This is a genomic window from Pseudofulvimonas gallinarii (genome assembly GCF_004343305.1).
In the GTDB taxonomy this organism is placed as follows: domain Bacteria; phylum Pseudomonadota; class Gammaproteobacteria; order Xanthomonadales; family UBA2363; genus Pseudofulvimonas; species Pseudofulvimonas gallinarii.
The window spans coordinates 64,656-85,584 of sequence record NZ_SMAF01000008.1 but is presented as its reverse complement, the minus strand read 5'-3'; the positions used below and the strand labels follow the sequence as shown (position 1 = coordinate 85,584).

The window sequence follows — 20,929 nt, the reverse complement described above, 5'->3', positions numbered from 1 at the left end:
GCTGCTGGGCGCCGTGACGCTGTGTGCCGCGCCAGTGATGGCACAGGATTATACGCCTACAGCGTGCTGATCGACGTCGATCGCCAGTCAGGGTCCGGTTGCACCGTCGATCTGGGTGGCGGAAACGTCGTCACCGGCGTCGAGCGCCGTCTCAGCGCCCTGTCTGGCAGCGGCGTCTTCCAGGTTTCCAGCCTCACGGTGGAAACCTGCGCCGGCGGCAGTTTCGGCCCACCGACCGGTGTCGGCGGCCCGTACCCCATCGGCCTCGACAACGGTCTGGGAGGTGCGGACGTCGTCGAACTCGGCGCCACCATCGAGCAGCTCACCGGCTCGGCCTACCCGGCGCCGTTCCGCGTCTATTTCGCCGCGGAAAGCGCGGCGGGCAGCGACCTGATCGGCAGCGGAGCCGGTGGTGGTCCGATCGTGGTCGGCGCCCCGGCCGCGCCCGTACCCGGCCTCGGCTGGGCGGGGCTTGCGGTCCTCATCCTCGCCTCCATCCTGATCCTGCGCAGCCGCCGCCTGCGGCCGATGCTGCGCAACGGCAGCCTGGCGCTGCTGGTCCTCGGCAGCGGACTGGTGATCGCGGCCAATTTCGCGCTCGACGGCAACGTCGGCGACTGGGGCAGCCAGTCGCCGCAGGCAACGGATCCTGCGGGCGACAGCACCTCGGGGCAGAGCGCCATCGACCTGACCGCCGCGTTCGTCGCCATCGAGAATGGCCGGCTGTTCTTCCGCGTCGATGTGCGCGATGTGCAGAACAATGCGCCGGTCGCCAATCCTGTTGCCGCCAGCGGCCTGGAAGACACGCCGCTGGTGGTGACGCTCAGCGGCAGCGACAACGAGTCGCCGGCCATCTCCTTCGCCATCGCTTCGCCGCCGGCTTCCGGCACGCTGGGAGCGATCATCCAGACGTCGCCGACGACCGCGGAAGTGACCTACACGCCGGCGGCCGACAGCAATGGCACGGACGCCTTCACCTTCACCGTCAGCGATGGCGATCTGACCTCGCCCGCCGCGCTGGTCAGCCTCGACATCCAGCCGGTCAACGACGCGCCGTCGTTCTCGCCGCAGAACGCGACCCTCTACGAGGATGCTGGCCCGCAAACTGCGGTGGTCGCCACGGCGCTGTCAGCAGGGCCCGCCGACGAGTCCGGCCAGTCGTTTTCGTTTGAAATCACCGGCAACGACAATTCCACCCTGTTTTCGGGTACGCCGACGATTTCCCCGGCAGGCGTGCTGACCGCGACGCCGGCCCCGGGCATGCTCGGTTCGGCGACGTTGACCGTCGTGATGCGCGACAGCGGCGGCACCGCCAACGGTGGCGTCGACGAATCGGCGCCGCAGTCGATCATGGTCACGGTCGATGACGTGAACGACGCACCCGGCTTCACGCCTGGCGCCGATCCGGTCGTGCTCGAAGACGCCGGTGCGCAGTCCATCGCCAACTGGGCGACCGCGATCGACGACGGCGACGGCGGCGGGCAGACGCTGACCTTCACCGTGCAGGCGAACAGCAACCCGGCCCTGTTCAGCGCCGCGCCTGCGCTCGACGCCAGCGGCACGCTGACGTTCACGACCGCCGACGATGCCAATGGCAGCGCCGACATCACCATCACCCTCAGCGATGATGGCGGCACCGCGAATGGCGGCGTCGATACTTCCGCGCCCCATACATTCACGATCCTCGTGACGCCGGTGAACGATGCGCCTTCGTTCACCGCCGCCAATCCACCGCCGGTCTTCCAGGACAGCGGGCCGGCCGAAGTCACTGGCTGGGCGACGTTCACCGCCGGTCCGGCCAACGAATCCAGCCAGGCCGTCGCCGAATACCAGGTGTCGGCCATCAGCAATCCCGCGCTGTTCAGTGCCGCGCCGACGGTCGACGACAGCGGCACGTTGCGGTACACGCCGGCTGCCGGCGCGCGCGGCACGTCCCAGTTCACCGTGCGCGTGCGCGATGACGGTGGTACCAGCGATGGAGGCGTCGACCTGTCGACGCCGCAGACTTTCACCATCGACGTGGAAGCGGTCAACAACGCACCGGTCTTCACGCCGGGTCCGGATGTCAACGTGCTGGAAGACGCCGGCGCGCAGTCGGTTGCCAACTGGGCAACCGGCATGGACGACAACGATGGCGGCACGCAGGTGCTGGGCTTCCTCGTGCAGGCCAACAGCAATCCGGCGCTGTTCGCCACCGCCCCCGCCATCGATGCCGGTACCGGCACGCTGACCTTCACCCCGGCGGTCGACGCCAACGGCAGCGCGCAGGTCACCGTGGTGTTGCAGGATGACGGTGGTACCGCCAATGGCGGCACCGACACGTCGGCGCCGCACGTGCTCACGATCACCGTCGTTCACCCTGCAGGATCCGGCGCCGGGCCTCGAGGATGCCGGTGCGCAGTCGGTGAGCGTCGCAACGGCGATCAGCGCCGGTCCGGCCGACGAGTCATCGCAGGCCGTGACTTTCATCCTGACGCCGGTGTCCAGTGATCCGACCCTGAGCTTTGCGGCGGTACCGGCGATTTCGAGCAGCGGCGTGCTGAGCTATTCCGCGGACACCAACGCCTGGGGCACCGCGACTTTCAGCGTCGTGGCGCAGGACGATGGCGGGACGGCCGACGGCGGCGTCGACACCTCGCCGGCTCAGGTGCTGACCATCACCGTCACGGCAGTCAACGACATGCCGTCCTTCACGGCCGCCAACCCGCCTGCCTCCGCCGAGGATGCCGGTGCGCAGACGGTGGCTGGATGGGTGACCACGTTCGATCCGGGTCCGAACGAAGCCGCCCAGGCCGTGGCCGAATACCAGGTCGCCAACGTGACCAACCCGTCGCTGTTCGCGGTGGCGCCCGCGGTGGCGGCCGATGGCACGCTGACCTACACGGCGGCGGCGGACCAGCACGGTACCTCGCAGTTCACCGTGCGCGTCCGCGACAACGGCGGTACGGCCAACGGCGGCGTCGACCTGTCGGCGCCGGAGACCTTCACCCTTACCGTGACGCCGGTGAATGATCCGCCGGCGGTGGATCTCAACGGGCCGGCAGCCGGCACCGGCTACGACGCCAGCTTCATCGAGGGCGGCGTGCCCGTCCCGATCGTCGATGCCGCGGCCATGACCGTGACCGACATCGATTCGAACGTGCTGGTTGAAGCCACGTTGACACTGGCGAGTGCGCCTGACGGCAGCGACGAGGTGCTGGCGGTCAACGTCGGTGGAAGTGGCCTCAGCGCCGCCTACGCCGGTGGCGTGCTCACCCTCACCGGCAATGCCAGCGTCGCCGACTACCAGGCCGTGTTGCGCACCGCGACCTATTCCAATGTGTCCAACAACCCGGACGAGACGCCGCGCCAGATCGCCTTCCTCGTCGAGGACGACGGCGGTGGCGTGTCGGCCCCGGCCGTGGCGACGGTGGCGGTGGCCGGTGTCAACTCACCCCCGCAGTTCGTGCCAGGAAGCGACCAGGCGGTGCTGGAAGATGCCGGTGCGCAGACCGTCACCGCCTGGGCCACCGGCATCGGCGATGGCGACGATGGCACGCAGGCGCTGACCTTCGTCATCCAGGACAACACCAATCCGTCGCTGTTCTCCGCCGGGCCGTCCGTGGCTGCGGACGGCACGTTGAGCTTCACGCCGGCAGCGGACGCCTTCGGCAACGCCACCATCACGATTGCGTTGCAGGATGATGGCGGCAACGCCAATGGCGGAAACGACACCTCGCCATCGGCAACGCTGCAGATCTCCGTCACCCCGGTCAACGACGCGCCCAGCTTCACCGTGCCGTCCCAGGCGCCTGTGGCACTGGAAAACAGCGGTGCGCAGACGGTGGCTGGTTTTGCCCAGGACATCGTCGCCGGCCCGGCGAACGAGTCAGGCCAGGCATTGACTTTCTCGGTGTCGCTCGCCGGCACCACCGGCACGCTGGCTTTTTCCTCGGCGCCGGCCATCGATGCCACGACCGGCACGCTGACCTACACGCCGCAGGCCGACACGTCGGGTACCGCGACGGTCAACGTGCAGCTTGGCGACGATGGCGGTACCGCAAACGGTGGCGTCGACACCTCCGCGGTGCAGAGTTTCACGATCACCGTCGAAGGCGTGAACTCCGCACCGGTGTTCACGCCGGGCAGCGACGTGACGGTCTACGAGGACGCCGCGCCCTACAGCCAGGCCTGGGCCACCGGCATTGACGACGGAGACGCCGACGAGGTCCAGGGTCTTGAGTTCATCGTCCAGTCGAACACCAATGCCGCGCTGTTCGCAACGCCGCCGGCGGTGGACGCCGCCACCGGCAACCTCAGCTTCACGCTGACCGCCGACGCCTTCGGCAGCGCCGACATCACGCTGGTGTTGCGCGATGATGCGGGCACGGCGAATGGGGGCGTCGACACGTCCGCGCCGGTGACCTTCACCATCACCGCCGAAGCGGTCAACGACGCGCCCGGCTTCGACATGCCTGCCAGCGCGCCGGCCGTGCTGGAGGACGCCGGTGCCCAGACGATTGTGGCTTTTGCCAGCAACCTGTCCGCCGGTCCGGCCAACGAGTCCTCGCAGGCCTTGCTCGGCTTCGACGTCAGCATCGACGCCATCGACTCGACGCTGGGCTTCACGACGGCGCCGGCGATCGACGCGTCCACCGGCACCTTGACCTATGCCGCCGCCGCCAATGCCTTCGGCACGGCGACGCTGAAGGCGACCTTGCGTGATGACGGCGGTACCGCCAATGGTGGCGTCGACAGTTTCAGCCGCACCTTCACGATCACCGTGAACGGCGTCAACGATCCGCCCAGCTTCACCCCGGGTGGCAACGTCACCGTGCAGGAGGACGCCGGCGCGCAGAACCAGGCCTGGGCCACGGGCATGGACGACGGCGATGGCGGTACGCAGGTGCTGGACTTCAATGTCGGCAATGACAATCCGACGCTGTTCTCCGCGCCGCCGGCGATCAGTCCAGCGACCGGCAACCTCAGCTTCATTCCGGCGCCGAACGCGTTCGGCGTGGCCAACGTCACGGTGACCCTGGTGGACAACGGGGGCACCGCCAATGGCGGCGTCGATACCTCGGCACCGGCGTCGTTCACCATCACCGTGGAAGCCGTCAACGATCCGCCCGTGGTCGTGGTGCCGGCCAACGTACCGGTGCATCGCAATATCGGCATCGTCGTGCCGGCAGCGCATGCGTACAACCTGCTGGCCGACGTGACGGATGTCGACGGGCCGGGCGCGCAGCCGTTCTCGCTGACGGCGGTCACCGGCGCCGCGAGTACGGCAGGGGGTCGCTACACGGTCGACAGCGACGGCGCCTGGACCTACGATCCGCCGGCCAGCAATACCGCCACCACCGACAGTTTCGATGTCCAGGTGTGTGACTCCGGCGTGCCGTTGCCGTCGGCCTGCACCACCGCCACCGTCACTGTCGCGCTGTCGGGTACGGCCATCTGGTTCGTCGATCCGAGTGCACCGGCCGGTGGTACCGGCACGCTGTCCCGTCCCTTCCAGACGCTGGCCCAGGCGGCGTCGGCCGCCGGCATCAACAGCCGCATCTTCCTGTACAGCGGCAGCCATACCGGGGGCGTCACCCTGCTCAACGGGCAGCAGGTCATCGGCCAGGCGGCCACCGCCAGCAGTTTCGACACGCTGTTCGGGATCAGCCCGCCGGCGTTGAGCGTGGCGCGTCCGGCCCTGGGTGGCAGCAGGCCGCTCATCACGACGACCGCGGCCGCTACCCACGCCTTCACCCTGGCCAGCAACAACACCATCCGCGCCATCGAGATCGGCGCCACCACCGGCGCTGCATTGAACGGAAGCGGGTTCGGAACACTGACGCTGGGTGAGAACCGGATCAGCGGCGCTGGCCAGGCATTGAACCTTTCCAACGGCACCCTGGCACAGCTCGCCGGATTCGATGCCTTCGACCAGGTCACCTCGACCAGCGGAGCCTCCAATATCGCCCTCTCGGCGGTGGGTGGTGCTGCCAGCCTGGGCGGCGGCACCCTCAGTGGCGCCAGCGGGACCGCGTTCTCGTTCAGTACCGGCTCGGCGACGCTTACCTACTCGGGAGATATCGTCAAGACCGCTGCCGGCACGCTCGTCGACATCAGCGGTGCGGGGGCGGCGACCCTCAGCCTGTCGGGCAACCTGTCCTGCACGGGCAACTGCGGCACCGGGTCAGGCAATGCCGGCATCCGGGTGAGCGGCCGCACGGGCGGCACCTACACGTTCAGTGGCGCGAACAAGACGGTTTCCAGCAGTGGTTCCAATCCAGGCGTCAGCCTGACCGGAAACAGCGCCGCCACCGCCGTGCACTTCGTCAATGGCGGCCTTGCCGTCACCACCCTGACGGGCGCGGCTTTCCACGCCGACAGTGGCACGGTGTCGGTGACCACCGGAACGAACGCCAACATGCTGTCCGCGGCAGCGGGCGTCGCCCTCAACCTCACCGATGCGACCATTGCGGCAGCCGACGTGACGTTCCGAAGCATCAGCTCCACCAACTCGCCGTCCGCCGGCATCATTCTGGACAATACCGGCAACCTCGGTTCGCTGATGGTGACCGGCAATGGCGGAACCTGCTCGAGCGCGGCGAGCTGTACGGGTGGCGCCATCCAGAATGCCGGCACCCATGGCATCTGGCTGCGGTCCACGACCGAACCGTCGATCGACCGGATGTTCATCGACAATACCCGCGGCCATGGTGTGGGTGGCACGGAAGTCAACGGCTTCAGTCTCACCAACAGCCATATCGCCCGTTCCGGCACCGACATGCTGCCGCGGCGGGCCAACATCGGCTTCAACGAGGCCAGTTCCGGTACCGAGCGCAACCTGTATGGGGTGGTGACGATCACTGGCAACACGCTGCAGACATCCAGCGGATTCGGCGTCGAGCTGTACAACTTCAACGGCACGGTCAGCCACGCCAACATCAGCAACAACCAGTTGACCAGTTCGACGTCGGCGGCCCAGTCGAGCGGCTGGGGCATCAGCCTGATCGCCTACGGCTCCGCGACGACGGCGGCCAGCGTCACCCGCGCCGACATCAACGCCAATGTCATCACTAACTTCCCGGGTGGTGGCGGGATCCAGGCGCAGGGCGGCAATCCGTCGGCCGCCGGCCCGGTCGGTGTCTTCGGCACGGCTGGGCATCCCACCGACGTGATCCGCATCTCGGGCAACCGGATCGCCGGCGCCAGTCCGGTCAACCGGATGGGTGCCGAAGCGATCATCGCCCTGGTCAACGGGCGCGGCCAGGGTAACTTCAACATTTCCAACAACGGCACGCTTGCCGATCCGATCGCCCGCATCACCGGCACCGGCATCAGCAATTCGGCGTTCGGACAGGTCACCGTGACGTCGGTCATCGAGAACAACGTCATTGTTGCCAACAACAGTTTTGGATCGCAGGGTATCGGTGGTGGCCTTGGCTTCAGTTACGCCAAGACAGACCAGCCGCTGATGACCGTGACGGTGCGGAACAACAACATCAGCCAGGTCGACGGCAACGGCATCCTTCTGGTTGCACGGGATACCAATGGCCGGCTCAATGCGCGTGTTCAGAACAACACGGTTGCCGCGCCGTTGACTGGCATGCGGCCGGGCATCCGTATTGATTCCGGCAATACGCAGGACGGCGGCAACGATACCGTCTGCCTCGACATCAGCGGCAACACCTCCGCCGGCAGCGGTGGAACCAACGGCATCGGCCTGCGCAAGCAGGGCGCGGTGCCAAACCAGTTCGCCTTCGGCATTGTCAACATGGCCGCCAGCGCCACGCCAGGCGTGGAGACCTACGTCAACGGTCTGAACCCGGGCGGAAACGGAACCCTGTTGATCTCGGCCACCAGCGGATTCAGCAACTGCCTGTTTCCGTGAGCCCAAGTCCCTGCCGGCGCCGAGCGCCGGCAGGGTAGGCCCGCACAGGTGATGCCTTGGGGAGGCGAATCGGGACAACAAGCTTGCAGTAACAGACGTACACACCAGGCTGCCGCGCCGGCGCGTTGACACGTCCAGGCCCGGCGGCTTCCGTCGACGCGATCCAAAAGGAGTACGCCATGGCCGAACCATTCCTTTCCGAAGTCCGTTTGTTCAGCTTCAACTTCGCGCCCCGGGGATGGGCGCTGTGCAACGGACAGTTGCTGCCGATCAACCAGAACCAGGCGCTGTTCTCACTGCTCGGCACGACGTTCGGTGGTGATGGGCGGGTGAACTTCGCGCTGCCGGATCTGCGAGGCCGCACGCCCATCCACGTCGGTGCCGCCCACACACTGGGCGAGCGGGGTGGCGAGCAGGCGCATACGTTGTCGATCAATGAAATTCCCCAGCACGCACACGTCGTGCAGGCGAGCAAGGACACCGCGACGGAGAACACGCCCACCACGTCGCTGGGCCTCGCGGCTTCGTCCGGTTCAAACGCCTATGGTCCGCCGACCAATCTCCAGCCCATGTCGCCGGCCGCCATCGGCACCACGGGCGGCTCGCAGGCGCACCTGAACATGCAACCGTTCCTGACCCTCAATTTCTCCATCGCCCTGCAGGGCATCTTCCCTTCGCCGACCTGACCGAGGAGCACCGACATGGCACAACCCTACGTTGGCGAAATCCGGATGTTCGGGGGCAACTTCGCACCCGCGGGCTGGATGTTCTGCGAAGGCCAGCTGCTGGCGATTTCCGAGAACGAGACCCTGTTCCAGCTCATCGGCACGACTTACGGCGGCGATGGCCAGAGTACTTTCGCATTGCCCGACCTGCGCGGCCGCATTCCCATCCACCAGGGCAACAGTTTCATCCTGGCCGAGACCGGCGGTGCCGAGAGCATCACCCTGACGACGAACCAGATTCCGGCGCATACGCACACGCTGCTGGCCCAGGCCGCAGCCGCGACAGCCACGTCGCCAGCAGGAGCGGTCGCGGCACAGGCCACCGGTGCGACGATATCGCCGTATGGCCAGGACAATCCCCGGACCAGCCTCGTTCCTTCCACGATCGGCCCGATTGGAGGCAGTCAGCCGCACACGAACATGCAGCCCTACCTGTGCGTGAGCTTCATCATCTCGCTGTTCGGCATCTTCCCGTCGCCGACATGAATGATGGGCGGACCCTCGATCCACGCCGCAGCGCCAGGCGCGCGGCATTCCACTGACGGTTTCCAGGAGCTTTCCCATGGCTGATCCATTTGTCGCCGAAATCCGGATATTCCCCTTCAACTTCGCCCCACGCGGCTGGGCATGGTGTGACGGTCAGCTGATGCCGCTGGCGCAGAACACCGCACTGTTCTCCCTGCTCGGCACGACCTACGGCGGCAACGGCCAATCGAACTTCGCCCTGCCGGACCTGCAGGGACGGGCTCCGATGCACTGGGGACAGGGTCCGGGGCTGACCTATCGCAACCTGGGCGAACAGGGCGGCCAGGAAACGGTCACGCTGATCGAGTCGGAGATCCCTGCCCACAGTCACGCGGTCGTGGTGTCCGCGGGCGATGGCAACTCGACCTCGCCGGTCGACGAGATGTTCGCGACGGGAATCGGCCTGGGCATGTACGGCGCGCCCACGGCGGTGGCACCCATGGCGACTCAGGCGCTCGTGCCCACTGGCGGCAGCCTGCCGCACAACAACATGCAGCCGTATCTGACCCTCTACTTCTGCATCGCCCTGCAGGGCGTGTTCCCGCCGCGCTCTTGAACACGGAACGGACCGGCAAAGCTGTGATGGATGGCATGGATCCGACAGCGGCAGGTGGTGCGGGCCAGGGTGCGGGCGAAGACCTGCCGTTGCTGGCCGGGTACTGGCCTCCGGCTCCGGAAGGCATCACTTACCGCACCGAGACCGATGCGGACGTGCCCTGGTTGTGCGACCTGTACAGGACCACGCGCGAGGCCGAGCTGCAGCAGGTGGACTGGCCGGAGGAGTTGAAGCAGGCCTTCATCCAGCAGCAGTTTTCCGCACAGCGCGAGCAGTACCGCCAGCATTATCCGGGGGCAGCCTTCCTGGTGATCGAGCGAGAGGGCGACGCGGTTGGCCGCCTCTACCTGCACCACACGCGACACGAGGTCCGGCTGATGGAGGTGACCCTGCTGCCGGCGTTGCGGGGACAGGGGTTGGGAACACGGCTGATGGCGGCCCTGCTGGCGTGGAGCCGGCAGCTGAAGCTGCCCATGACGTTGCATGTGGAACCGTTCAATCCGGCCCAGCGCCTTTACCAGCGGCTGGGATTCGTCACGCGCGAGGTGCGCGGGATCTACCACTTCATGTGTTGCGACGCGCCCCCGGGGATCGCGTCCGACCCGACCGGTTCCGGCTGAAACCGGGAACCCGTGGTGACGTGCCGGCTGGACGGCGCGTCGCACCGGACATCGCCTCCCTGGTCCGCGCCCGTGCGCGGTGTTGCAATGGCAACTTTCAAGGACAATCCCATGAGCAACAACTCCGTACCGCTTTCAGTCATCGCCAATCCCAACAACCAGTACTACTGGGGCCAGGTGGGGATCGGCAACAACGTCACCACCCAGTCCCAGAAGGGCGGGTACTGGATCCTGGTGGTCGACCGCAGCAGCTTGCAGGTGGTGTACAACCAGGTGCAGGGCTCGCCGTCACAGGCACCCGACATCGGCAACTTCAACACCCCGGACTACCTCCTGATCGTGGCCACCCTGGGCGTCGGCCTTAACAATCCGCCGCAAGGCGACCTGTTCCAGTTCCTCGATGTCAACGGCGGCGGACGCGAGCTGCGTCGCATCGAGCAGATCGCCTTCCAGTTCAACTGCGGCTCGCTGGGCACGTTCGGTTATGCCCTGGTCGGCATCCTGGGCAATACCAACCAGCCCGGGTTCGAAGCCAGCCAGGTCGGCCTGTCCGGGGTCGGCCCCATCCTCACCGTGCAGCTGATGCCGATGAACATCGGCGGCAAAACGGTGTACACGCCGGTCCAGATCGACAACGCCTGAGGGAGACCGGACGGGCCGGTGCCTTGCATGGAGCACAACCGACCCGTCCGCGATCGGCCGCACCTGCTGCTGTTCGGCTGGTACCGGCCGGGCACCGGTTTCACCCGCGTGCTGCAGGCACTGCTGCCATGGCTGGCACAGCGATACCGCGTCACCTGGATGGGCGTTGGCTACCGGGGTGATCCGCAGCGGCTGGCCGAGGGCGTGCGCCTGTTGCCGACCAATCCCAATGGCGGCGACATGATGGGTGCCTATGCCGCGCGCCAGTCATGGCGGTCGCTGGCCCCGGACATTGTGCTGGCGCTGAACGATCCCTGGTATCTGGAGCACTACCCGCGCGAACTGCTGGCGGTGGATCCGTCCGCGCCGCTGTACGGCTACATGCCGCTGGACGGCGACGTCATCGATCCGTCGATCCTTGCCGGGCTGCGCGGTTTCGCGGGCCTGTTCACCTACACCCGACATGCGGTTGGCGAATTGCGGCGTGCACTGGCCGCGGTCGATCTGGACATCCCGGTCGAAGTGGCGGGGCACGGCATCGACCTGGCGGCGTTCAAGCCGGCAGCGTGCGGGCATGGTCTCGATGTCCGCATGCGGCGCGCGCAGCAGCTGTTCGACCTGCCGGAACCGGCATTCGTCGTCCTCAACGCCAGCCGTCCGGATCCGCGCAAGCGCATCGACCTCAGCCTTGAACTGTTCGCGCGTGCCGCGGCCGGGCTGCCCGCCAACGTTTTCCTGTGCCTGCACCAGGCGTGGTCGTTCCCGCAATTCGTGCTGCCACTGCGCGAGCAGGCCCGGAACCTTGGAATCGCCGACCGCGTGCTGTGGTGGCCGCCGCAGTCGGGACCGATCGCCGACGAAGATCTCGACCGCCTGTACAACGCCTGCGCGGTCGGGCTCAACACCAGCCTGGGCGAAGGATTCGGGCTGGTCAGTTTCGAGCATGCCGCGACCGGTGCGCCGCAGTTGCTGCCCGCCCATCCAGCGCTGCGCGAATTGTGGGGCGATGCCGCGCTGCTTCTGCCGGTTCGGCCGGCAGTAAGCGACTACTCGCCGCTGCGCCTGGGACAGGTGGACGTGGACGCGGCCGGCTTGCTGCTGCGGCACCTGCACGACGATCCGCAGCTGTACCGGCAGAAGGCGGAGGCCGCCCTGGGGCGATGCCTGAGCGCGGACCTGCGATGGGAGACGAGCGCCCGGGCGTTGCTGCGCGGCATGGCGCCGCGACCGTCGCTCAGTTGAAGACGATCTCGTAGCGCATGCCCTCGGCGTCGAGGGCGATCGGCGTGAGGAACAGGTCCAGCTCGCCCAGGCTGGCGTGGCTCAGGGTGTAGACGCCCTGGCGCAGTTGCCGGTCGCCGGGACCCCGCAGGAAGACGGAAAACCCCGGCAGCGCACGGCCGGTGGGATAGGGGCTGCGCCAGACGCTTTCGACGCGACAGTCGAGGCTGCCACTGTCCCAGGAAAGGACCACGGTCTGGTCGACCAGGGCTTCGAAATCCTCGGCAGGCAGTTCATGCAGGGCAGGCATGGCGCATCACGGGTCCGTATGGAAACGGAAGTGTAGCGGCAAGCGCTGCATCATGGCGCCGGCCTGGCAGGCGCGGCGCCGGAGGCTGATCCGGCGGATCAGCGACGCATCGAGGCGAAGAATTCCTCGTTGGTCTTGGTGGTCTTCATCTTGTCGAGGATGAATTCGCTGGCGGCGATTTCGTCCATCGGATGCACCAGCTTGCGCAGGATCCAGATCTTCTGCAGCAGGTCGGCGTCGATCAGCAGGTCCTCGCGACGGGTGCCGGAGCGGTTGATGTCGATGGCCGGATAGACGCGCTTCTCGGCGATGCGGCGGTTCAGGTGCACTTCCATGTTGCCGGTGCCCTTGAACTCCTCGTAGATCACCTCGTCCATCTTCGAGCCGGTGTCGACCAGCGTCGTCGCGATGATCGTCAGCGAACCGCCTTCCTCGACGTTGCGCGCGGCGCCGAAGAAACGCTTCGGGCGCTGCAGGGCGTTGGCGTCGACACCACCGGTGAGCACCTTGCCGGAGCTGGGCACGACGGTGTTGTAGGCGCGCGCCAGGCGGGTGATGGAGTCGAGCAGGATGACGACGTCCTTCTTGTGCTCGACCAGGCGCTTGGCACGCTCGATCACCATTTCGGCGACCTGGACGTGGCGGGTGGCGGGTTCATCGAAGGTGGAGGAAATCACCTCGGCGCGGACGGTGCGCTGCATTTCGGTGACTTCTTCCGGGCGCTCGTCGATGAGCAGCACCATCATGTGGACATCGGGATGGTTGGTCGTGATCGCGGTGGCGATCTGCTGCATCATCATCGTCTTGCCGGCCTTCGGCGGCGAGACGATCAGGCCACGCTGGCCCTTTCCGATGGGTGCGAACAGGTCGAGGATGCGGCCGGTGATGTCCTCGGTCGAGCCGTTGCCGCGCTCCAGCACGAAACGCTGACGCGGGAACAGCGGCGTCAGGTTCTCGAACAGGACCTTGTTCTTGGTCGCTTCCGGCTTCTCGTCGTTGATGTCGTCGACTTTCAGCAGCGCGAAGTAGCGCTCGCCTTCCTTCGGGCTGCGCACCTTGCCGCGGATGTAGTCGCCGGTGCGCAGGTTGAAGCGGCGGATCTGGCTCGGCGACACGTAGACGTCGTCCGGCCCGGCCAGGTAGCTGGCGTCGGCGCCGCGCAGGAATCCGAAACCGTCGGGCAGGATCTCGAGCACGCCTTCGGCGTCGATGCCTTCGTCGGTCTTCGCCAGATGCTTCAGCAGCGCGAAGATGACGTCGTTCTTGCGTGCGCGGGCGACGCCTTCGATGCCCAGCTCTTCAGCCCAGGCGACCAGCTCGGCTGGCGATTTTCTCTTGATTTCGGTCAGATTCATGCAAGCACTCGTCGCCCGCAGCGGGGCACGATGATCGAGTTCGGGAAAGGCCACGGCCGGAACGGCGCGGCAGGAGACTCAGAGGTCGAATGGCCGGGATGACGGCCATCGGACGGATAACTTACCCGTCCGGGCCGCCCGTGTCCAGTATTGGCCGGGCGGCGGATTCACGGTCGCGGCGCGCGTGACGGCGCCCCGAGGTCGCTGACTCAGGCGATGGCCTTGTCGACGAACTGGCGCAGCGCGGCACGGGCGTTGCCGGCAGCCAGGCCGATCTGGGTCGCGTGCGGCTTGCCGCCACGGAACACGATCAGCGTCGGAATGCTGCGCACGCCATAGCTCAGCGGTGTGCGCTGCGCCTGCTCGATGTTCACCTTGGCGACCTTCAGGCGGCCGGCGTATTCGCTCGCCAGCTCGTCCAGCAATGGCGCGATGGCCTTGCAGGGGCCGCACCACTCGGCCCAGAAGTCCACCAGGACCGGCTCGGCGGCGTTCAGGACCTTGTCCTGGAAATCGTCGTCGCCGACGTGGACGATGTGTTCACTCATGAGGGGTGCTCCTGCTGGCGGCGCGCGCTGTGGCGCCATTTGCGTTAACATTTCGCGCGATTGGACGCGCATTCCGGCGCGCCACGGGTCCCGAAGATTGTGGGGCCGCCCTCCCGGCAATTCAAGAATGCCGCCCACCATCGGTGCCGCACATGGCACCGGAGACCTTCATGCAACAACCACTCACCGACGTATTCTTCGCGAGTTTCGACCTGCATCCGGACTTGCTGTCCGGTCTTGAAGCCACCGGCTTCACCCGCTGCACGCCGATCCAGGCGCTCACCCTTCCCGAGGCCCTCAAGGGCGTCGATGTCGCCGGACAGGCGCAGACCGGCACCGGCAAGACCGGCGCCTTCCTGGTCGCGACCTTCCAGCGACTGCTCACCCGCGAAGCCCTGACCGAGCGCCGCACCGGTGACCCGCGCGCGCTCGTGCTGGCGCCGACCCGCGAACTGGCGATCCAGATCCACAAGGACGCCATGAACATCGGTCGCAACACCGGCCTGCGCATGGCGCTGGCCTACGGCGGCACCGATTACGACAAGCAGCGCGCCGTGCTGGAGAAGGGCATCGACGTGCTCATCGCCACGCCCGGCCGCCTGATCGACTATTACAAGCAGGGCGCCGTCGATTTCCGCGGCATCGAGGTGCTGGTGATCGACGAGGCGGACCGCATGTTCGACCTCGGGTTCATCAAGGACATCCGCTACATCATGCGCCGCCTGCCGGAGCGCGAGCGCCGCCAGGGCCTGCTGTATTCGGCGACGCTCAGCCACCGTGTCCGCGAGCTGGCCTACGAGCACATGAACAGCCCGGTGGAACTGAAGGTGGAAACGGACAACGTCACCGCCGACCGCGTGCGCCAGATCGTCTATTTCCCGGCCAGCGACGAAAAGAAGGCGCTGCTGCTGAACCTGCTCAAGGCCAACAACGTCGAGCGCGGCATCATCTTCATCAACACCCGGCACTGGGTCGAACGCGTCACCGAATGGCTGAAGCGCTATGGCTACCGCGTCGGCGCGCTGTCCGGCGACGTGCCGCAGAAGAAGCGCGAGAGCCTGCTGCGCCGCTTCCAGGCCGGCGAGATCGACCTGGTCGTCGCCACCGACGTGGCCGCGCGCGGCCTGCACATCCCTGCGGTCAGCCACGTCATCAACTTCGACCTGCCGCAGGACGCCGAGGATTACGTCCACCGCATCGGCCGTACCGCGCGCCTGGGCGCCGAGGGCGACGCGATCAGCTTCGCCTGTGAAACCTACGCCATCTCGCTGCCGGACATCGAGGCCTATATCGGCCAGTCGATCCCGCGTGGTGACATCGATCCGGCCTGGCTGGTCATGCCGACGCCGCCGCCGCGGGAATCGTTGCCGGGCCAGCCGACCGAGGAAGACGACGCCGACGCCGACAGCGCCGCCCACGACCGACCGCCGCGCCCGCAGCGCGAAGGAGGTGGTCGCGATGGTCGTGGCCGCAGCGGCGCAGGTGGCCGTAGCAGTGCAGGTGGCCGCAGCGGTGGTCGTGGCGGGCGCAGCGGTGAAAGCGGCGCAGGTCGCGGCGAACGCCGCGACGGCGAGGGCGGACGCCGCCCGCGTCGCGACGCCGACAAGCCGGCCGGCGAGCAGGCCGATGTCGCGGTGGCCGGCGCCGGGCCGGTTGCCGAAGGCGCGCCGCCAGCCGGTGGCGACGCGAAGAAGAAGCGCCGCCGTCGTGGGGGTCGCAACCGCCGCCGCGATGGCGATGCGGCAGCCACGCCGGAACCGGGTACGCGCGAGGGCAGGGCGGGCGCCGTCGATGTCTCGCCGCGCGGTCGCCACGACTCGCGTCCGAAACCGGCGCAGCGCGATCACGAGCAGGTGCATCGCAAGGAATCCGGCCTGAAGAGCCTGGTCCGTCGCATCCGCAATCTGTTCCGGCGCTGAGCCGGAACAGCCACGGAGCGCAGGCCGCTTTCTGCTAGGCTTGCGCGGTTTCCGGAGGGCAGGCGATGCGCGCAGGCGCACACAGCATTGAGTACCCGCGTTGGCTGCCGTCGCTGGCGGTGGCCGTAGCGGGTGCGTTGTGCCTGTGGCTTGGCCTGCGCCTGCTGATGACGGTGCTCGCCGCCGGTGATGCGCCGGCGTCAACCGGCCCCGCGCCAGCGCTGTTCGATCCGCTCGCCGCGCAGTCGGCGCCGACGCTGGCGCAGTGGCATCTGTTCGGCAGCGCGATGTCCAGCCCGGACCTGCGCAATGCGGCAACGGCGCCTGAGACGACGCTGGACCTGCGGCTCACCGGCATCCTGGCCGACAACGATCCTGCGGCCGGCATCGCCCTGATCGCCGATGGCAGCGGCACGCAGGCCGCCTACAAGGCGGGCGACGTGCTGCCCGGCGGCGCCCGCCTGAAAGGCGTCTACATCGACCACGTCCTGCTGGTTAGCAATGGCCGCGACGAAACCCTGCGGCTCCCGCGCGAGCTGGCCAACGATGGTGGCGCGCGCCTGCAGTCGTCGCCGGTGCAGCCCGGACAGCCGGTCGCGCCGGTCAACATCGCCGGCCTTGAAAGCGTGGACTGGCAGGCCGTGCAGCGCCAGGCGCAGGCCGACCCGGCGGAGCTTGCGCGGCATATCAACGTGCTGCCCGTCATCGAGAACGGCGCCGTCGTCGGCATGCGCCTGGGTGGTGCGCAGTCGCAGCTGCTGGCCCGCGTCGGCCTGCGCCCGGACGACGTCGTGACCGCCGTCAACGGCATTTCCGTGAAGGACGTCGGCCGCGCGCGGCAGGTGATCGATGCGGTGCGCGATGCCGACCGTGTATCCGTCACCGTGCGCCGCAACGGACGTGAAGAAACCCTGGATGTGAGCCTGAAATGATGCGTCTGCCTGCAACGATACTGAGTGGAGCCGCCGCGGCAGTGCTGCTGTCGCTGGCTCTGGGAATCGCCCCGGCCAGCGCGCAGGAGCCCGTGCCCGACGGCACCGCGACGGCGACGGCGACCGCCGATGGCCGCCAGGTGCTCAACCTCAAGAATGCCGACATCAACGTGCTCATCGCGACGGTGGCGGAGATCACCGGCAAGAACTTCATCGTCGATCCGCGCGTCGAAGGCAAGGTCACCGTCATCACCAGTGAGCCGATGACGCCCGAGGATGTCTACCACACCTTCCTGTCGGTGCTGCGCATCAACGGCTATGCCGCGGTGCCGAACGGCAAGCTGATCCGCATCGTCCCCGATGCCATCGCGCGGCAGTTCGACTCGCCGCCGGAAGTGGCGGGCAGCACCGACAGCAATACCATCGTCACCCGCGTGCTGGTGGTCAACAACGTCTCGGCGCGCGAACTGGCGGAGCTCCTTAAGCCGTTGCTGCCGCAGGCGGCCCAGGTCTCGGTTCATGAAGGCAGCAACGCCATCGTCGTCGCCGACCGTGCCGGCAACATCGACCGCATCGAACGGCTGCTGCGCCGCATCGACACCGCCACCGACGAACAGGTCGAGGTGATCGCGCTGCGCCACGCCAATGCCACCGAGCTCGCGCGCACGCTGGGCACGGTGTCCGGTGATCGCGGTCCGCGACTGGTCGCCGACGGCCGCACCAATTCGCTGCTGCTCAGCGGCGACCGTCGCGGCCGCCTGCACCTGCGTACGCTGATCGCGCACCTGGATACGCCGCTGGAATCCGGCGACACCACGCAGGTCGTGTACCTGCACTACGCCGCGGCCGCCGACCTGGTGCCGGTGCTCAGCTCGCTGGCGAAGTCGCTGGAAGGCACCGAGGGCGGTGAGAACGCCGTGTCCGCGACGTCGATCCAGGCGCACGAATCCACCAACTCCCTGGTCATCTCGGCGCCCTCGGCGGTGATGGATTCGCTGCGTTCGGTGATCCGCCAGCTCGACATCCGCCGTGCCCAGGTGCTGATCGAAGCCGTGATCGCCGAGGTCGCCGAGGAAAAGGCCAAGGAATTCGGCATCCAGTGGCAGGCCGTGCCCGGCGACGACCAGATCGGTCGCGGCGTGTTCGGCGGCACCAACTTCACCGGACCCAACGGCGGCAACATCATCGGCGCGCTGGCCGATCCCTTCAGCCTGCCCGGCGGACTCAACCTGGGCTGGCTGGACGGCACCATCACCGTGCCCGGTCCGAACGGACGCGACATCACCATCCTCAACATGGGCGCACTGGTCCGCGCGCTCAACGCCGACACCGGCACCAACATCCTCTCGACGCCCTCCATCGTCACGCTGGACAACCAGGAAGCGGTGCTGGAAGTCGGCCAGGAAGTCCCTTTCATCCAGGGTGAGTTCACCACGCCGGTCGCCAGCGGCAGCACGACGGGCAGCAGCAACACGCTGGTCAATCCGTTCCGCACGCTGGAGCGCAAGAGCATCGGACTGAAGTTGAAGGTGACGCCGCAGATCAACGAGGGCGATGCCGTGGTGCTGACGCTGGAGCAGGAAGTCTCCAGCCTGGCGCCGCAGGTGCAGGGCGCCGCCGACCTGATCACCAACCAGCGCATCCTCAAGACCACCGTTCTGGTCGGCGACGGCCAGATGCTGGTGCTGGGTGGCCTGGTCACCGAGGACCAGAACGAGCGCGTCAACATGGTGCCCGGCCTGGGTCGCATCCCGGTGCTCGGCAACCTGTTCAAGTACCGCAGCTCCAATCGCATCCGGCGCAACCTGATGGTGTTCCTGCGCCCGGTGATCCTGCGCGACGGCCATGCCGAGACGGCGATCTCCGGCAACCGCTACAACTACATCCGCGGTGAACAGCTGCGCATGCGTGACCAGGCCGATGGCCTGCTGCAACCGGAAGAGAAGCCGGTGCTGCCGGAACTGGAAGCGGTGCCGGGTCCGGGCGTCGCCGCACCGATGCCGCTGCCGGCGCCGGAACCGGCTGCCGAGGGCAAACGTCGTCGCCGTGGCCGCTGATCCGCACAGCGCGCCTGGCTTCAACCGCCCGCCGTACGCCTTCGCGCGGCGGCACGGCGTCGTGCCGCTGGGACTGGTCGACGGTCGCGTGCAGATCGCGCACAAGCCCGGCGTGACGCTGGCGACACTGGCGGAACTGCAGCGCGCCTATGCCGCGCCGCTGCAACTGGAGCCGTGTTCCGAAGCCGACTTCGAGCGCCACCTGAGGCAGGTCTACGCCGCCGGTGACGCCAACCAGGAAGCCGCATCCATGGCCGGCGAGGACGCCTCGCTGAGTACGCTGGCCGAAGCGCTGCCGGAACCCGAAGACCTGCTGGAAAGCGCCGACGAGGCGCCGGTCATCCGCCTGCTCAACGCGCTGCTCACGCAGGCGGTGAAGGAAAACGCCTCCGACATCCATGTCGAACCCTTCGAACAGCGTGTCGCCGTGCGCCTGCGCGTCGATGGCGTGCTGCGCGAAGTGCTGAGCCTGGCGCGCGGCTGGGCGCCGGCACTGGCCTCGCGCGTCAAGGTCATGGCGCGCCTGGACATCGCCGAGAAGCGCCTGCCACAGGATGGTCGCATCGCCCTGCGCATCGCCGGCCGCCCGGTCGACGTGCGCGTCTCGACGCTGCCGTCCGGCCACGGCGAACGCGTCGTGCTTCGACTGCTCGACAAGCAGGCCGGACGCCTCGACCTCGAACAGCTCGGCATGGTGCAGGCCGTGCGCGAAGGCATCGACGCGCTGATCCATCGCCCGCACGGCATCCTGCTGGTCACCGGTCCTACCGGCTCCGGCAAGACCACCACGCTGTACGCCGCGCTGGAACGTCTCAACGACGCCAGCCGCAACATCCTCACCGTCGAGGATCCGATCGAGTACGACATCGAGGGCATCGGCCAGACCCAGGTCAACCCGAAGATCGACATGAGCTTCGCGCGCGGACTGCGCGCCATCCTGCGCCAGGACCCGGACGTGGTCATGGTCGGCGAAATCCGCGACCTGGAAACGGCGCAGATCGCCGTGCAGGCCTCGCTCACCGGTCATCTCGTGCTGTCGACGCTGCACACCAACACGGCGGTCGGTGCAGTGACCCGTCTGCGTGACATGGGCGTCGAACCCTTCCTGCTCGCCTCCAGCCTGCTCGGCGTCCTCGCGCAGCGCCTGGTGCGCCTGCTCGATCCCGCGCAGCGTGACGCCTATACCGCCAGCGCCGCCGACTTCGCCGCTTTCGGCATCGCGCCCGTCGATCCGAGGCCGACGCTCTACCGTCCGCGCGAAGGCCTGCCCGGCTATCGCGGCCGCAGCGGTATCCACGAGCTTGTCGTCATCGACGAGGCCATGCGCGGCCTCATCCACGACAACGCCGCCGAGGCCGACCTCGACCGCCAGGCCCGCACCCGCACGCCGAGCATCCTCGCCGACGGCTGGGCCAAGTGCATCACCGGCCAGACCAGCGTCGAGGAAGTCCTCCGCGTCACCCGCGAAGGGTGAGTTCTATAAGAGACTTATAATGTGGGTCCGTAACATCCACACCAATCGATTGACGGTCGACATGGGCGCGCGGCTTGGGCTAGGTGCGTCGACATTGAGAAGTTGATTCCGAAGCGCCACCTCGTCCGTTCTCGCCGGAAGAAGGACATTGCGAATGGTCGTGCAGTACTTCTCGAAA

At 67.5% G+C, this 20,929-nt stretch carries 14 protein-coding genes and 1 pseudogene; 12 read left to right on the top strand and 3 right to left on the bottom strand.

Annotation, left to right across the window (positions count from 1 at the left end; translation table 11 throughout):
* Positions 1–63: 63 nt before the first annotated feature.
* From EDC25_RS07375 to EDC25_RS07340, 8 genes are all read left to right on the top strand, one after another.
* Entirely contained in the window at positions 64–2,490 is a 2,427-nt protein-coding gene (locus EDC25_RS07375; RefSeq protein ID WP_123522616.1) for an Ig-like domain-containing protein, read from the top strand.
* Positions 2,459–7,867: an Ig-like domain-containing protein gene (locus EDC25_RS07370; RefSeq protein ID WP_132577379.1), complete on the top strand. Its 5,409-nt coding sequence runs from the start codon at positions 2,459–2,461 to the stop codon at positions 7,865–7,867. The genes EDC25_RS07375 and EDC25_RS07370 overlap by 32 nt, the downstream gene beginning before the upstream one ends.
* Before the next feature lie 179 nt (positions 7,868–8,046).
* Positions 8,047–8,553: a phage tail protein gene (locus EDC25_RS07365; RefSeq protein WP_123522620.1), complete on the top strand. Its 507-nt coding sequence runs from the start codon at positions 8,047–8,049 to the stop codon at positions 8,551–8,553.
* Between the two features lie 15 nt (positions 8,554–8,568).
* Positions 8,569–9,078, top strand: coding sequence for a phage tail protein (locus EDC25_RS07360; protein ID WP_123522621.1), 510 nt, complete (start codon positions 8,569–8,571; stop codon positions 9,076–9,078).
* Positions 9,079–9,154: 76 nt separating this feature from the next.
* Complete coding sequence (locus EDC25_RS07355) at positions 9,155–9,673, top strand: phage tail protein (RefSeq protein WP_123522622.1); 519 nt, start codon at positions 9,155–9,157, stop codon at positions 9,671–9,673.
* A gap of 35 nt (positions 9,674–9,708) precedes the next feature.
* Positions 9,709–10,293 (top strand): GNAT family N-acetyltransferase, encoded by a 585-nt coding sequence (locus EDC25_RS07350; RefSeq protein ID WP_164484104.1) that lies wholly within the window; start codon positions 9,709–9,711, stop codon positions 10,291–10,293.
* Positions 10,294–10,404: 111 nt separating this feature from the next.
* Positions 10,405–10,935 carry a hypothetical protein gene (locus EDC25_RS07345; protein WP_132577378.1) on the top strand — a complete coding sequence of 177 codons (531 nt, stop codon included), beginning with the start codon at positions 10,405–10,407 and terminating at the stop codon, positions 10,933–10,935.
* A gap of 27 nt (positions 10,936–10,962) precedes the next feature.
* The gene (locus EDC25_RS07340) at positions 10,963–12,177 is read left to right on the top strand and encodes a glycosyltransferase (protein ID WP_123522625.1); all 1,215 of its coding nucleotides are present in this window, start codon (positions 10,963–10,965) and stop codon (positions 12,175–12,177) included.
* On the opposite strand, the gene EDC25_RS07335 is transcribed toward EDC25_RS07340, so the two are convergent.
* The 3 genes and pseudogenes from EDC25_RS07335 to trxA all read right to left on the bottom strand — a co-directional run bounded on the left by EDC25_RS07335 (position 12,170) and on the right by trxA (position 14,369).
* A complete protein-coding gene (locus EDC25_RS07335) occupies positions 12,170–12,466 on the bottom strand; it encodes a DUF6916 family protein (protein ID WP_123522626.1) in 297 nt (98 codons plus the stop codon). The two genes, EDC25_RS07340 and EDC25_RS07335, sit on opposite strands and share 8 nt — an antisense overlap.
* A gap of 98 nt (positions 12,467–12,564) precedes the next feature.
* A pseudogene (rho, locus tag EDC25_RS07330) lies at positions 12,565–13,821 on the bottom strand (transcription termination factor Rho); the annotation flags it as partial.
* Between the two features lie 209 nt (positions 13,822–14,030).
* Positions 14,031–14,369 (bottom strand): thioredoxin, encoded by a 339-nt coding sequence (gene trxA / locus EDC25_RS07325; RefSeq protein WP_123522628.1) that lies wholly within the window; start codon positions 14,367–14,369, stop codon positions 14,031–14,033.
* A gap of 170 nt (positions 14,370–14,539) precedes the next feature.
* On the opposite strand from trxA, the gene EDC25_RS07320 reads away from it, so the two are divergent.
* The 4 genes from EDC25_RS07320 to gspE all read left to right on the top strand — a co-directional run bounded on the left by EDC25_RS07320 (position 14,540) and on the right by gspE (position 20,751).
* Positions 14,540–16,288: a DEAD/DEAH box helicase gene (locus EDC25_RS07320; RefSeq protein WP_132577377.1), complete on the top strand. Its 1,749-nt coding sequence runs from the start codon at positions 14,540–14,542 to the stop codon at positions 16,286–16,288.
* Between the two features lie 65 nt (positions 16,289–16,353).
* Positions 16,354–17,220: a type II secretion system protein GspC gene (gspC, locus tag EDC25_RS07315; RefSeq protein WP_123520599.1), complete on the top strand. Its 867-nt coding sequence runs from the start codon at positions 16,354–16,356 to the stop codon at positions 17,218–17,220.
* On the top strand, positions 17,220–19,277 hold the full coding sequence (gene gspD, locus EDC25_RS15010; protein WP_164483836.1) for a type II secretion system secretin GspD: 2,058 nt from the start codon (positions 17,220–17,222) through the stop codon (positions 19,275–19,277). Before gspC ends, gspD begins: the two co-directional genes overlap by 1 nt.
* Positions 19,267–20,751, top strand: a complete 1,485-nt coding sequence (gene gspE / locus EDC25_RS07305) for a type II secretion system ATPase GspE (RefSeq protein WP_240639533.1) — start codon at positions 19,267–19,269, stop codon at positions 20,749–20,751. Before gspD ends, gspE begins: the two co-directional genes overlap by 11 nt.
* The last annotated feature ends 178 nt before the right edge of the window (positions 20,752–20,929 follow it).

Bases quoted from the DNA above. Each gene is read 5' to 3' on its own strand.
- EDC25_RS07320 (WP_132577377.1), top strand. From the start codon at position 14,540: ATGCAACAACCACTCACCGACGTATTCTTCGCGAGTTTCGACCTGCAT.
- EDC25_RS07350 (WP_164484104.1), top strand. From the start codon at position 9,709: ATGGATCCGACAGCGGCAGGTGGTGCGGGCCAGGGTGCGGGCGAAGAC.
- EDC25_RS07360 (WP_123522621.1), top strand. From the start codon at position 8,569: ATGGCACAACCCTACGTTGGCGAAATCCGGATGTTCGGGGGCAACTTC.
- EDC25_RS07365 (WP_123522620.1), top strand. From the start codon at position 8,047: ATGGCCGAACCATTCCTTTCCGAAGTCCGTTTGTTCAGCTTCAACTTC.
- gspC (WP_123520599.1), top strand. From the start codon at position 16,354: ATGCGCGCAGGCGCACACAGCATTGAGTACCCGCGTTGGCTGCCGTCG.
- trxA (WP_123522628.1), bottom strand. From the start codon at position 14,369: ATGAGTGAACACATCGTCCACGTCGGCGACGACGATTTCCAGGACAAG.
- gspD (WP_164483836.1), top strand. From the start codon at position 17,220: ATGCGTCTGCCTGCAACGATACTGAGTGGAGCCGCCGCGGCAGTGCTG.
- EDC25_RS07345 (WP_132577378.1), top strand. From the start codon at position 10,405: ATGAGCAACAACTCCGTACCGCTTTCAGTCATCGCCAATCCCAACAAC.
- EDC25_RS07355 (WP_123522622.1), top strand. From the start codon at position 9,155: ATGGCTGATCCATTTGTCGCCGAAATCCGGATATTCCCCTTCAACTTC.
- EDC25_RS07340 (WP_123522625.1), top strand. From the start codon at position 10,963: ATGGAGCACAACCGACCCGTCCGCGATCGGCCGCACCTGCTGCTGTTC.
- EDC25_RS07335 (WP_123522626.1), bottom strand. From the start codon at position 12,466: ATGCCTGCCCTGCATGAACTGCCTGCCGAGGATTTCGAAGCCCTGGTC.